This window comes from Listeria sp. MAN/IMW/UF555 (genome assembly GCF_058684075.1).
Genome location: NZ_JBZWZS010000003.1, coordinates 1 through 13,306, shown reverse-complemented (window position 1 = coordinate 13,306; position 13,306 = coordinate 1). Strand labels below are relative to the sequence as shown.

Sequence of the window (13,306 nt, the reverse complement as noted above, 5' to 3'; positions counted from 1 at the left end):
TATAGTTGAGTATTTTTGGAGTTTGTAAGTTTGACTGTTTGACACTCTTTTTATTATAGCTATAATTAAGCAATAGAGTGATATTTTAAGGAGGACGCATTTTTTTATGTCGATCGAAGTAGGCAACAAGTTACAAGGGAAGGTTACTGGAATTACTAATTTTGGAGCATTTGTGGAGCTAGAAGGTGGCAAAACAGGTTTAGTCCATATTAGTGAGGTAGCAGATAACTATGTTAAAGACATTAATGACATCTTAACTGTAGGGGATGAAGTTACTGTCAAAGTAATGAATATTGGTGATGATGGCAAGATTGGTCTGTCCATTCGTAAAGCAGTAGATCGTCCGGACCGCCCAGAAAAAAGTTATGATCGTAAGCCAAAATACAGCAAAAAACCTGCTGGAAACTATGTGAAACCAGCCGAGAGCTTTGAAGATATAATGTCTAAATTCTTGAAAGATAGTGATGAAAGACTTACTACTATCAAACGCCAAACAGAATCTAAACGTGGCGGCCGAGGCGCAAAACGCGGCTAAAACGCTAAAAACTAATTGTAAAGTATAGAAGGATGCACCGTATTGGATCATAATACGGTGCACTTTTTGATAAAATGTGAGAGCCGAATTTCGAAGGAAGGGTTTCTTGAATGGATGACACCAAAAAACGAATACATAAATATATCGAGAAACATGACTTAATCCGATCCGATGATAAATTGCTTGTGGCAGTTTCTGGTGGGCCGGATTCTTTTGCGTTGCTCCATTTTTTATGGTCAGCTAAGTTAGTTCCAAAAGAAGCTATCGCCGTTGCTCATCTAAATCACCATTTACGAGAAAATGCAGAAAAAGAGAAACTCGCCGTTCAGACTTTTTGCGAAGAGCGGGGTATTCCATTTTTTATAGAAGAAGTAGATGTAAAAAAACGCGCGGAGAAGCTGCAAAAAGGCATTGAAGAAACAGCCCGCATTGTCAGATATGACTTCTTTGAAAAAGTAATGGCCGAGAACAATATAAATAAACTTGTACTTGCGCATCACGCGGATGATCAAATCGAGACAATTCTCATGAGGTTAGTTCGTGGTAGTTCTAGTATCGGTTGGTCAGGCATACAACCAAAACGTGAAGTGAAAGGCGGTTATGCCATTCGCCCTTTCTTACCAATTACAAAAGCCGAAATCATCGAATACGCAAACAAACACACTTTGCCATATGAAATCGATGAATCAAATACCAGCCAAGAATACACTAGAAATCGTTATCGTACACAGCTGCTGCCCTTTCTATCTAAAGAAAATCCCGCCGTTTATGATCACTTCAAAAGATTTTCCGAAGAAACAAGCGAAGATTTTCAGTTTTTAGAAGAGTTAGCGAGCAATTTATTAAAGAAAAATCTCATTCAAAACGGCAAACAATCAACACTTTTACTCAGTGACTTTAAAAATGAAGCGAATCCTTTACAACGTCGCGCAATTCATTTACTATTGATGTATCTGTACAATGATGATGGCCGTGTTATTACAGTCAATCACATCTACCAGATTATCCAGATGATTCAAAGCGAAAATCCATCAAGCTCTATTGATTTACCAAAAAAACTCACTGTTATAAGATCATACAACGAACTCCATTTTCAATTTGGAGAAAGACATGCTCCTCCTGAGTTTTATCATCAATTAGAACTAAATGACCGCATTGAATTAGACAATAAAGCAAGCATCCGTTTAAAGTTAAAAAGTTCTGTTGTTCAAACAAATGGGCTAAATGGAATGCTACTGGATGCAGAAGACATCACACTTCCATTAATCGTCCGAAACCGTGTGAACGGCGACAGAATGACGATGAAAGGACAAGCAGGTAGTAAAAAACTAAAAGATATTTTCATCGATGCCAAAATACCAAGGCAAGAACGCGACAATTTACCCGTAATTACAGACTATACTGGAAAAATCCTTTGGGTGCCCGGCGTGAAAAAGTCTGTATATGACCGAGAATTTAGTCGTAGCAAAAAGCAATACATTATTAGGTACACTCGAAATATAGGAGGAAACGAGAGCATGCATAATGATATTCAGAAAGTACTGATATCGGAGGACGAATTACAAGAGAAAATTCGTGAACTTGGTCGTGAGTTGACAGTGGAATATGAAGGACGTAACCCATTAGTGGTAGGCGTGTTAAAAGGCGCAACCCCTTTTATGACTGATTTACTTAAAAGAATAGACACATACTTAGAGATGGACTTCATGGATGTTTCCAGTTACGGAAATGGTACAGTATCATCGGGTGAAGTGAAAATTATTAAAGACCTGAATGCTTCAGTAGAAGGTCGCGATGTACTTATAATTGAAGATATTATTGATAGCGGTCGTACACTTAGTTACCTAGTAGACCTAATCAAATATCGCAAAGCAAAATCAGTTAAACTGGTTACTTTGCTTGATAAACCAGCTGGAAGAAATGTGGCAATTGAAGCTGACTATGTAGGGTTTGTTGTACCTAATGAATTTGTAGTTGGATATGGCCTAGACTATGCTGAACGTTACCGCAATCTACCATATATCGGTATTTTAAAACCAGAAATTTATAGCGAGTGAAAATAATTAACAAACAGAACTATTTTTTGTTAAAATGTAATAGATACCTTTTTCGAAAACAAAAAGAAAAAAATTGCTGGCAAACATGCAAAATAGTGGGCAATCTAGATTCGGTATGCTATCATTAGTCTTAGTTTTCGAAGGTGAAAATTGTATCAATAAATATTAAAAAATCTAAATTAATAATAGAATAACTTCGTGAGAGAAAAAGCGAAACGGATATGTTTTTAATAATCAGGGGAAGAAAACATTGTTTCTCAATCTGCTATTAGTAAAAAACAACTTTTAAAGGGGTAAAAGTCCAGAGAAAGTAAGAATCCAAGCTCTTACGTGGGAGGAGGTAAGGAATGAACAGGTTTTTTAGAAATGCGATATTTTATGTCATAATATTCCTTGTTATTATCGGGATTGTTGCTTCATTTAATTCAAATAAAGAGGCAGCCAAAGATATTAGCTATTCAGAATTTGTGAGTAAATTAGAAGATGGTAAAGTTAAATCCGTAGAAATACAGCCAGACCGCAGTGTTTATACAATCGAAGGAGAATTTAAATCAAGCGATAAAAGCTCCGACGACAAAAAAACCGGTCTTGGCCAAAGTAAAACAAGCAGCACTGCTTTCACAACATACGCTTTAAATAGCGATACTTCACTTGACGATTTACAAAAAACAATCAAAAGTGAAGACGTGAAAATGAATGTAGTACCTGCCAAACAAAACAGCGGTTGGGTTACATTCCTAACTTCTATTGTACCTTTTGTAATTATCTTCATCCTCTTCTTCTTCCTAATGAGCCAGTCTCAAGGTGGTGGCGGCGGTAAAGTTATGAGCTTTGGTAAAAGTAAAGCCAAACTTTACAACGACGACAAGAAGAAAGTTCGCTTCACAGATGTAGCTGGAGCAGACGAGGAAAAACAAGAACTTGTTGAAGTAGTAGAATTCCTAAAAGATCCGCGTAAATTTGCGGAACTTGGCGCTCGTATTCCAAAAGGTGTCCTTTTAGTAGGGCCTCCGGGTACTGGTAAAACCTTGCTAGCTCGTGCAGTTGCCGGTGAAGCAGGCGTGCCATTCTTCTCAATCTCAGGTTCAGACTTTGTAGAAATGTTTGTCGGTGTCGGTGCAAGCCGTGTCCGTGATTTATTCGAAAATGCGAAGAAAAATGCGCCATGTATCATTTTCATTGATGAAATTGATGCAGTTGGTCGTCAACGTGGAGCAGGAATGGGCGGCGGTCACGATGAACGTGAACAAACCCTAAACCAATTACTAGTTGAAATGGATGGTTTCGGCGGCAATGAAGGTATCATCATTATTGCAGCAACTAACCGTGCAGACGTACTTGACCCAGCACTTCTTCGTCCAGGTCGTTTTGACCGTCAAATTATGGTTGATCGTCCAGACGTAAAAGGCCGTGAAGCAGTACTTCGTGTTCATGCTCGTAACAAACCACTTGCTAAAAGTGTTGATTTAAAAGCAATCGCTCAACGTACACCAGGGTTCTCTGGTGCCGATTTAGAAAACTTACTGAATGAAGCTGCACTTGTTGCCGCTCGTTCCGATAAGAAAGAAATAGACATGAGTGACCTCGATGAAGCTAGTGACCGCGTAATTGCTGGACCGGCTAAGAAAAATCGAGTTATCTCTGAAAAAGAACGCCGCACAGTTGCCTATCATGAAGGTGGTCACGTTATCGTCGGAATGGTACTTGATGAAGCGGAAGTTGTGCATAAAGTTACCATTGTTCCTCGTGGACAAGCTGGTGGTTATGCCGTAATGTTACCAAAAGAAGATCGCTTCCTAATGACGAAAGCTGAGTTAATGGACCGTATTACTGGTTTACTTGGTGGACGCGTAGCCGAAGAAGTTACTTTTGGTGAAGTAACAACTGGTGCAAGTAACGACTTTGAACGTGCAACTGAACTCGCTCGCCGCATGGTAACTGAATGGGGTATGAGTGACAAGATTGGACCACTTCAATTCACTTCTGGTAACGGTCAAGTATTTATGGGCCGCGATTTTGGTAGCGATAAAGGATATTCCGATAAAATCGCCTACGAAATTGATACAGAAGTTCAAAGCTTAATCCGCTACTGTTATGACCGCGCTAAAACAATCATTACAGAACACCAAGAGCAACATAAACTTATCGCGGAAACATTACTAAAAGTAGAAACATTAGATGCTCGCCAAATTCGTTCCCTATTTGATGACGGTGTAATGCCTCCAGATATCGATACGATTGACGTAGAAGCAGAATATCCTTCTGAAAAAGACGAAGAAGTAGCAGGTAAATCTTTTGAAGAAGAAAAAGAAGACTTGAAAGAAGAAAAAGTCGAAGAAACACAAGATGAACCAAAAGAAGTAACTTCGGAAGATGCTCCAAACATTGAGCAAACTCCAAACGATAAAAAAGACGAATAAGATCAAAGAGGCTGGGCTTTCCCAGTCTCTTTTTTGAAGCTATATTATTCGGATTTTTAAGTAAAACATGTTATGATACGTTAGAAAAATCTTCTAAAGGACGGTATTTAAACTTATGATACTTGTAATAGACGTGGGAAATACTAACTGTACTGTCGGAGTTTATAAAGAACAGAAACTTCTAAGACATTGGCGGATGACAACTGATCGTCATCGTACTTCCGATGAATTAGGAATGACAGTCTTGAACTTTTTTTCGTATGCAAATTTAACGCCTTCTGATATTCAAGGAATTATTATTTCGTCCGTCGTTCCACCAATCATGCACGCAATGGAAACAATGTGTGTACGCTATTTCAATATTCGACCGCTAATCGTTGGTCCAGGAATAAAAACAGGCTTAAATCTAAAAGTCGATAACCCTAGGGAAATTGGTTCTGATCGAATCGTAAATGCTGTCGCTGCTTCAGAAGAGTACGGAACTCCGGTAATTGTAGTTGATTTTGGAACTGCAACCACTTTTTGCTATATTGACGAGGCTGGAGTCTACCAAGGAGGCGCAATTGCTCCCGGTATTATGATTTCGACCGAAGCCCTATACAATCGTGCCGCAAAACTTCCGCGGGTAGACATTGCAGAATCAAGCCAAATTATTGGTAAATCTACCGTGGCATCGATGCAAGCGGGTATTTTTTACGGTTTCATCGGTCAATGCGAAGGAATTATCGCAGAAATGAAAAAGCAATCTAATACAAGTCCGGTTGTAGTAGCGACTGGCGGGCTAGCTCGGATGATAACAGAAAAATCTTCCGCAGTAGACATTTTAGATCCATTTTTAACATTAAAAGGTTTGGAACTTCTCTATAGAAGAAACAAGCCAACCACAGAAAAATAAAGGAGTTTTATATAATGAGCGATTATTTAGTTAAAGCGTTAGCCTACGATGGCATGGCGCGCGTATACGCAGCAGTAACAACAGAAACAATCAAGGAAGCACAAAGAAGACATGATACATGGTCAGTTTCCTCTGCCGCACTTGGTAGAACGATGACTGGAACACTTTTCCTTGGAGCAATGCAAAAAGAAGACCAAAAAATAACCGTGAAAATCGAAGGCGACGGCCCAATCGGTCCAATCGTAGCTGATAGTAACGCACAAGGTCAAATTAGAGGTTACGTAACAAATCCACACGTCCACTTCAGCGAACTAAATGAAGCTGGAAAACTAGACGTCCGCCGCGGTGTTGGAACATCCGGCATGCTTTCAGTAGTAAAAGATTTAGGCTTTGGAGAAAATTTCACTGGTCAAACACCAATCGTTTCAGGTGAAATTGGCGAAGACTTTACTTACTATTTAGCGACGTCTGAACAAATCAATTCATCAGTAGGCGTTGGAGTTCTTGTTAATCCAGATGATACAATCGAAGCAGCAGGAGGTTTCATGCTGCAACTTCTTCCAGGTGCAACAGACGAAATCATTGATGAAATTGAAAAAAATCTCTCTACATTACCCACAGTTTCAAGAATGATTGAAGCCGGAGAAACACCAGAAACCATTCTAGCTAAACTCGCAGGCGGTGAAGATAAACTGCAAATTTTAGAAAAAATCCCTGTAGCATTTGAATGTAATTGTTCCAAAGAACGTTTTGGCAGTGCGATTATTTCACTTGGAAAAGAAGAAATACGTTCGATGATAGAAGAAGATCACGGTGCCGAAGCAGAATGTCATTTTTGCCGTAACACCTACGATTTCTCAGAAGAAGAATTAGAAAAACTATACGAAGAAGCGAAATGATGAAAAAGAGCGCCTGACTGGGTGCTCTTTTTTTAAAAGTGATTAAACTTGACAAAATAGGTCGGAATTAATTAAACTATATGAAAGACCTAAAAAAGATAGGAGTGCTTTAAAAATGACAATTGTAAATTCGATCACTGATTTAATTGGAAAGACACCTATTGTGAAACTTAATCGTTTACCAGAAGCAGGTAGCGCCGACGTATATGTGAAATTAGAATTCCAAAATCCGGGTGGTAGCGTAAAAGATCGTATTGCTAATGCGATGATTGAAAGCGCTGAAAAATCAGGTGCATTAAAACCAGGAGATACAATTATCGAACCAACTAGTGGTAACACTGGTATCGGACTAGCAATGGTAGCAGCAGCAAAAGGTTACCAAGCAATCTTCGTAATGCCAGAAACAATGAGTATAGAACGTCGTAAATTACTTCAAGCTTATGGTGCGAAATTAGTGTTAACTCCAGGGCCAGATGGCATGAAAGGCGCAATTGCTAAAGCAGAAGAACTTGCAAAAGAAAATAATTATTTCGTTCCTCAACAATTCCACAATCCAGCAAACCCAGCTGTCCATGAAGAAACAACTGGACCAGAAATCGTTGAAGCTTTCGGTAAAGATGGCTTAGATGCTTTCATCGCAGGAGTAGGAACAGGCGGAACAGTAACTGGTGTAGGACACGTACTTAAAAAGAACTACCCAGATGTTAAAATCTATGCTCTTGAACCAGAAGAATCCCCAGTACTTAGCGGTGGTTCTCCATCGCCTCATAAAATCCAAGGTATCGGAGCTGGTTTTGTACCAGATACATTAGATACAAAAGTTTATGATGGCATTTTGAAAGTTTCAAGTGAAGATGCGCTTGAAACAGCACGCGAAGTAGCGAAAAAAGAAGGTATCCTAGTAGGTATTTCTTCCGGAGCAACTATTAAAGCTGCTCTAGACCTTGCAAAAGAACTTGGTGCTGGTAAAAAAGTACTCGCAATCGTGGCAAGTAACGGCGAACGCTACTTAAGCACACCGCTTTATAATTTTGAAGCTTAGTAATCCAGAGAGCCTAGATTTTCTAGGTTCTTTTTTTATGATAAGAAATAAATGTATTTCTTACTATTTTCTAATCAAATGCACAGCGGAAATTTTCTTTTTCTAGTTAAAATGTATTTATAAGCTAACAACAACAAAACATTTTCATTCTTTCCCCTTTTAGAATGGAAATCCCAAACTCCCTTTTTGACCAGTGTGGTTTACTCCCTTTTTCCACACTGGTTTTTTAATGCAAAAAATGAAAAGAAAAACCGAGAAATCTCATGAAACTTTAACAAAAATCACAGTGTATCCACCGAAAACTTGGTTAATATATAGTCATAAGCTAACAACAAGCAAAACAATTCATTCTTTCCCCTTTTTAGAATGAAATTCCTAAACTCCCTTTTTGACCAGTGTGGTTTACTCCCTTTTTCCACACTGGTTTTTTAATGCAAAAAATGAAAAGAAAAACCGAGAAATCTCATGAAACTTTAACAAAAATCACAGTGTATCCACCAAAAACTTGGTTAATATATATTCATAAGCTAACAACAAGCAAAACATTTTCATTCTTCTCCCCCCTATTAGAATGAAAACCCTAAACTCCCTTTTTTTGACCGATGCGGTTTACTCCCTTTTCCGCATCGGTTTTTTTGTGCGCTAAAATCACTGAATTCTGCTATAATAAATCTCGGAAAGAGGTGTTGGTGCTTGAAGAAGTGGAAAAGGGATCACCTAGGTATGGTCATGGGAATATTGAATGTTACGCCAGACTCTTTTTCAGACGGCGGAAAATATATGCAAGTAGAAGAAGCTGTAGCTCGAGCTGTGCAAATGGCGAAAGATGGAGCGGGAATTATCGACGTTGGTGGAATTTCTACTCGACCAGGTTTTTCGGAAGTTACACCAGAAGAAGAACTTGCACGAATTATTCCGGTTATTAAAGCTGTTAGAGAAACCCTTCCAAATATATGGATTTCAGTTGATACTTGGCGAGCGGAAGTAGCGGAACAAGCCGTTTTAGCTGGAGCTGACATGATAAATGATCAATGGGGTGCGAAAAAAGAACCGAAAATTGCTGAAGTTGCAGCGAAGTATGGTATACCGATTTGTTTAATGCATAACCGAGAAAATACGCAATATCAAGATTTCTTAGAAGATGTGAAGAAAGATTTATTAGAGAGTGTTGCAATCGCTAAAGCAGCAGCTGTGCCAGATGAACATATCATTTTAGATCCAGGCTTTGGATTCGTTAAAACACCAGCTCAAAATTTAGAAGTATTGCGCCGTATTGATGAAATTGTCGCACTTGGCTATGAAGTCCTGCTTGGAACAAGTCGAAAATCAACTATTGGCTTGGTGCTTGGAACTACTCCTCTAGATAGAATGGAAGGAACTGGCGCAACAACAGTTTACGGATTTGCAAAAGGATGTACAATTACTCGTGTACATGATGTGCTTCCGATAGCTCGCATGGTACGGATGACAGATGCGATTACTGGTAAATTAGATATTACAAAATTATAAAGAGGTGCTTTGATTGGATAAAATTTATTTAAATGAATTAGCGTTTTATGGTTATCATGGAGTTTTACAAGAAGAAACAAAATTAGGTCAAACATTTAGAGTATCTCTAATCCTTGGACTTTCTACAAAAAAAGCAGGTCAATCAGATAGTGTAGATGACACTGTAAGTTATGCGGACGTCTATGAAACCGTGAAAGGAATAGTAGAAGGTACGCCGTTTAAACTAATTGAAGCCCTTGCTGAAAAAATCGCATCAGAAGTTTTAACAGACTATCCGCTTTTAGAAGAGATTACGGTCAAACTTATTAAACCAAATCCGCCAATTCCAGGTCACTATGATTCTGTTGCAGTCGAAATTAAACGTAAGAGAAGTGATTTAGATGGCTAAAGCTTTTTTGTCGATTGGTACAAACATCGGGGAACGCTTAGATAATCTAAATGATGCACTAAGAGGCCTAGCTGATTCTGAGAAAATCAAAATTACTAATGTTTCTAGCGTTTATGAAACAGATGCGGTAGGTTATGAAGATCAAGCAGCATTTTTAAATATCGCAGCGGAAGTCGAAACGGATTTTACGCCAAATGAATTACTAGACTTTTGCCTTGCGTTCGAACTTGAATTGGGGCGAGTTCGATTATTCAAATGGGGGCCGCGCTTAATCGATATTGATATTCTATTATACGACGATGTTAAAATCGATACAGAAAAGCTAAAAATCCCACATCCTTATATGAAAGAACGTGCTTTTGTAATGATACCTTTAATAGAAATTTCACCAGAAAAAAGCAATCTTTTAGAGAATCCAGCAATTTTAGAAGAACAAGGCGTTCGAAAAATAAAAAATCAAGTGAACTGGTAAAATTGGCACTTGCAGAAAAAACTGATTATGATAACATATCACTAGCGCAATTTAAGAGGAAGGGGTTTACCAATAATGTTTAAAATCGGTAACGTAGAAATTAAAAACCAAGTAGTTGTGGCGCCAATGGCCGGTATATCCAATTCCGCATTTCGTCTAACAGTCAAAGAATTCGGAGCAGGTCTAGTTTGCTGTGAAATGATTAGTGACAAAGGAATCGCATACCGTAATGCTAAAACACTTGATATGCTATATATTGATGAAAAAGAAAAACCACTGAGCTTACAAATTTTTGGTGGCGAGAAAGAAACGCTTGTAGAAGCTGCGAAATTTGTGGCTGAAAACACTACAGCAGATATTATTGATATTAATATGGGCTGCCCTGTAAACAAAATTATCAAATGTGAAGCTGGAGCAAAATGGTTACTTGATCCAAATAAAGTTTATGATATGGTAGCTGCTGTTGTGGATGCTGTTGATAAACCTGTAACAGTTAAAATGCGTATTGGTTGGGACGAAGAACATGTCTTTGCTATCGAAAACGCCCTCGCAGCTGAACGTGCAGGGGCTGCAGCTGTTGCAATGCATGGTCGTACTCGTGTCCAAATGTACGAAGGTAGTGCAAACTGGGATGTGCTTAGAGATGTTAAACGCGAGCTAAAAATCCCGTTCATGGCAAATGGTGACGTAAGAACACCTGAAGATGCCAAACGAATCCTAGAACATACAGGAGCTGATGGCGTAATGATTGGCCGTGCTGCTCTAGGAAACCCGTGGATGATTTACAGAACAGTGAAATTCTTGGAAACAGGAGAACTCCTACCAGAACCAGAACCACGCGAAAAAATGGAAACAGCTATGCTTCACTTAAACCGTTTAGTCGAATTAAAAGGCGAAAACATTGCTGTACGCGAATTTAGACAACACGCAGCATACTATTTAAAAGGAGCTCGCGGTAGTACCCGTGCAAAAGTAGCTGCTAACCAAGCGACAAAACAATCAGAAATGGAAGCAATTTTAAATGAATTTGTTCTTCAATACGAAGAAAAAGCATTAGCAAAACAAGATTAATCATTGTTGCCTCGAGATTTCGGGGCAATTTTTAAATTTATACTAGAAAAACAAGACCAAAAAAGCGTATAATGGAAACATCTGTAGAAATGAATAGAATAGGAGTGTACCTATATGAGTAACGAGAATCATGAAGAACTAAATGACCAACTCATCGTCCGTCGAGAAAAAGTGGACACATTGCGCGAAGAAGGCATAGATCCTTTTGGTGAGAAATTCATCCGTTCCATCAGCCCGGAAGAAATTGAAACAAAATTTGCTGATAAATCAAAAGAAGACCTTGAAGAAGCTGCGATTGAAGTTTCTGTAGCAGGACGAATCATGACGAAGCGTGTCAAAGGTAAAGTAGGTTTCACGCATATTCAAGACCGTTTCCATCAATTACAAATCTACATTCGTAAAGATGCTATTGGCGAAGATGCCTATGCAATTTTCAAATTAGCTGATTTAGGAGACATTATTGGTATAAAAGGAACTATTTTCCGCACTAACACAGGGGAGTTATCCGTAAAAGCAACAGAGTTCACTTTGCTTTCTAAATCATTACGCCCACTTCCTGATAAATATCACGGTTTAAAAGACGTAGAACAACGCTACCGTCAACGTTATTTAGACTTAATTACAAATGAAGAAAGTCAAAATCGTTTTGTTATGCGTAGTAAAATCTTGAAATACACTCGTGATTACATGGATAATCAAGGTTTCTTAGAAGTAGAAACACCAGTACTCCATACCATTGCTGGAGGAGCTGCTGCAAAACCATTTATTACACATCATAATGCTCTTGATATGGAATTATACTTACGAATCGCATTAGAACTACATCTGAAACGCCTAATCGTCGGCGGGATGGATAAAGTCTATGAAATCGGCCGTGTTTTCCGAAATGAAGGAACCTCCACACGCCATAACCCTGAATTCACTATGCTAGAATCATACGCTGCTTATGAAGATTATGAAGATGTTATGGACTTAGTGGAAGGCTTAGTATCAACAGTATGTGAACAAGTAAAGGGAACAACGAAAATAACATACGGCGAATACGATGTAGATTTAACTCCGAATTGGCGTCGTATCCACATGGCGGACGCAGTAAAAGAATATGTAGGTGTGGATTTCTGGAATGTAACATCCGATGAAGAAGCACACGAACTAGCTAAAAAACATGATGTAGCAGTAACAGAACACATGACATATGGCCATATTCTTAATGAATTTTTTGAAACATACGTAGAAGAGAAACTAATTCAACCGACATTTGTATATGGACATCCAGTGGAAATCTCTCCTTTAGCTAAGAAAAACAAAGAAGACGAGCGTTTCACTGATCGTTTTGAATTATTCATCGTCGGTCGTGAACATGCTAATGCGTTCTCAGAATTAAATGATCCAATTGATCAAAGAGAACGTTTTGAAGCACAAATGAAAGAACGCGAACAAGGAAATGATGAGGCTCACGGAATGGATGCAGATTTCCTTGAAGCATTAGAATATGGTCTACCGCCAACAGGTGGACTAGGTATAGGTATAGATCGCCTAGTAATGCTATTAACAGACGCTCCATCTATCCGGGATATATTATTATTCCCAACAATGAAACATCGCGATTAACAACGAATCCAGAGCTGATTTTACCAGTTCTGGATTTTGCTATTTTTTTAGAAAAAAACAAATTTGCCAAAGAGAAACTTTTTCTTAAAATATGCTTGCAATACCTATAAAAACATGATATATTTATAAACGTTCCAGTTAAACAAAGACAAAATGTTCTTCAGGAAATTAAATTTTTTTGAAAAAACTTCTTGACTTTAACTACTGGATAGAGTAAGATATAAGAGTTGCTGCTAAACGCGGCAACGAAGAAAAAGTGACCTTTGAAAACTGAACAAAGAAGAAGACGAAAAGCAATGAGACGTAAAGTCTCACTGGTAATCGCAGGGCAGAAAACAGAAAGCTGTTTTCAACAAAAACAAACTAGTGATTTAATTGCTAGCGAAGTCAATTTGACGCAAGGAATC

General features: G+C 38.5%; 11 protein-coding genes. All 11 read left to right on the top strand.

Going from position 1 to position 13,306, the window contains the following annotated elements; translation table 11 throughout:
* Positions 1-106 precede the first annotated feature (106 nt).
* Entirely contained in the window at positions 107-535 is a 429-nt protein-coding gene (locus AC4PG8_RS09920) for a S1 domain-containing RNA-binding protein (protein ID WP_003718298.1), read from the top strand.
* Positions 536-645: 110 nt separating this feature from the next.
* Positions 646-2,592, top strand: a complete 1,947-nt coding sequence (locus AC4PG8_RS09915) for a bifunctional tRNA lysidine(34) synthetase TilS/hypoxanthine phosphoribosyltransferase HprT (RefSeq protein ID WP_492170310.1) — start codon at positions 646-648, stop codon at positions 2,590-2,592.
* Between the two features lie 347 nt (positions 2,593-2,939).
* A complete protein-coding gene (gene ftsH, locus AC4PG8_RS09910; protein WP_492170309.1) occupies positions 2,940-5,012 on the top strand; it encodes an ATP-dependent zinc metalloprotease FtsH in 2,073 nt (690 codons plus the stop codon).
* Positions 5,013-5,127: 115 nt separating this feature from the next.
* Entirely contained in the window at positions 5,128-5,907 is a 780-nt protein-coding gene (locus AC4PG8_RS09905) for a type III pantothenate kinase (protein WP_003772472.1), read from the top strand.
* Between the two features lie 14 nt (positions 5,908-5,921).
* Entirely contained in the window at positions 5,922-6,806 is an 885-nt protein-coding gene (gene hslO, locus AC4PG8_RS09900; protein WP_003760045.1) for an Hsp33 family molecular chaperone HslO, read from the top strand.
* Positions 6,807-6,921: 115 nt separating this feature from the next.
* Positions 6,922-7,848 carry a cysteine synthase A gene (gene cysK / locus AC4PG8_RS09895; protein WP_492170308.1) on the top strand — a complete coding sequence of 309 codons (927 nt, stop codon included), beginning with the start codon at positions 6,922-6,924 and terminating at the stop codon, positions 7,846-7,848.
* Positions 7,849-8,541: 693 nt separating this feature from the next.
* Positions 8,542-9,357, top strand: a complete 816-nt coding sequence (gene folP / locus AC4PG8_RS09890; protein WP_185513353.1) for a dihydropteroate synthase — start codon at positions 8,542-8,544, stop codon at positions 9,355-9,357.
* A gap of 13 nt (positions 9,358-9,370) precedes the next feature.
* Positions 9,371-9,745 carry a dihydroneopterin aldolase gene (folB, locus tag AC4PG8_RS09885; protein ID WP_003760053.1) on the top strand — a complete coding sequence of 125 codons (375 nt, stop codon included), beginning with the start codon at positions 9,371-9,373 and terminating at the stop codon, positions 9,743-9,745.
* Positions 9,738-10,217 carry a 2-amino-4-hydroxy-6-hydroxymethyldihydropteridine diphosphokinase gene (gene folK, locus AC4PG8_RS09880; protein ID WP_492170307.1) on the top strand — a complete coding sequence of 160 codons (480 nt, stop codon included), beginning with the start codon at positions 9,738-9,740 and terminating at the stop codon, positions 10,215-10,217. Before folB ends, folK begins: the two co-directional genes overlap by 8 nt.
* A 75-nt stretch (positions 10,218-10,292) precedes the next feature.
* A complete protein-coding gene (gene dusB / locus AC4PG8_RS09875; RefSeq protein ID WP_010990300.1) occupies positions 10,293-11,288 on the top strand; it encodes a tRNA dihydrouridine synthase DusB in 996 nt (331 codons plus the stop codon).
* Positions 11,289-11,402: 114 nt separating this feature from the next.
* Positions 11,403-12,899, top strand: a complete 1,497-nt coding sequence (gene lysS, locus AC4PG8_RS09870; RefSeq protein WP_492170306.1) for a lysine--tRNA ligase — start codon at positions 11,403-11,405, stop codon at positions 12,897-12,899.
* The last annotated feature ends 407 nt before the right edge of the window (positions 12,900-13,306 follow it).

Bases quoted from the DNA above. Each gene is read 5' to 3' on its own strand.
- AC4PG8_RS09920 (WP_003718298.1), top strand. From the start codon at position 107: ATGTCGATCGAAGTAGGCAACAAGTTACAAGGGAAGGTTACTGGAATT.
- AC4PG8_RS09915 (WP_492170310.1), top strand. From the start codon at position 646: ATGGATGACACCAAAAAACGAATACATAAATATATCGAGAAACATGAC.
- ftsH (WP_492170309.1), top strand. From the start codon at position 2,940: ATGAACAGGTTTTTTAGAAATGCGATATTTTATGTCATAATATTCCTT.
- AC4PG8_RS09905 (WP_003772472.1), top strand. From the start codon at position 5,128: ATGATACTTGTAATAGACGTGGGAAATACTAACTGTACTGTCGGAGTT.
- hslO (WP_003760045.1), top strand. From the start codon at position 5,922: ATGAGCGATTATTTAGTTAAAGCGTTAGCCTACGATGGCATGGCGCGC.
- cysK (WP_492170308.1), top strand. From the start codon at position 6,922: ATGACAATTGTAAATTCGATCACTGATTTAATTGGAAAGACACCTATT.
- folK (WP_492170307.1), top strand. From the start codon at position 9,738: ATGGCTAAAGCTTTTTTGTCGATTGGTACAAACATCGGGGAACGCTTA.
- dusB (WP_010990300.1), top strand. From the start codon at position 10,293: ATGTTTAAAATCGGTAACGTAGAAATTAAAAACCAAGTAGTTGTGGCG.
- lysS (WP_492170306.1), top strand. From the start codon at position 11,403: ATGAGTAACGAGAATCATGAAGAACTAAATGACCAACTCATCGTCCGT.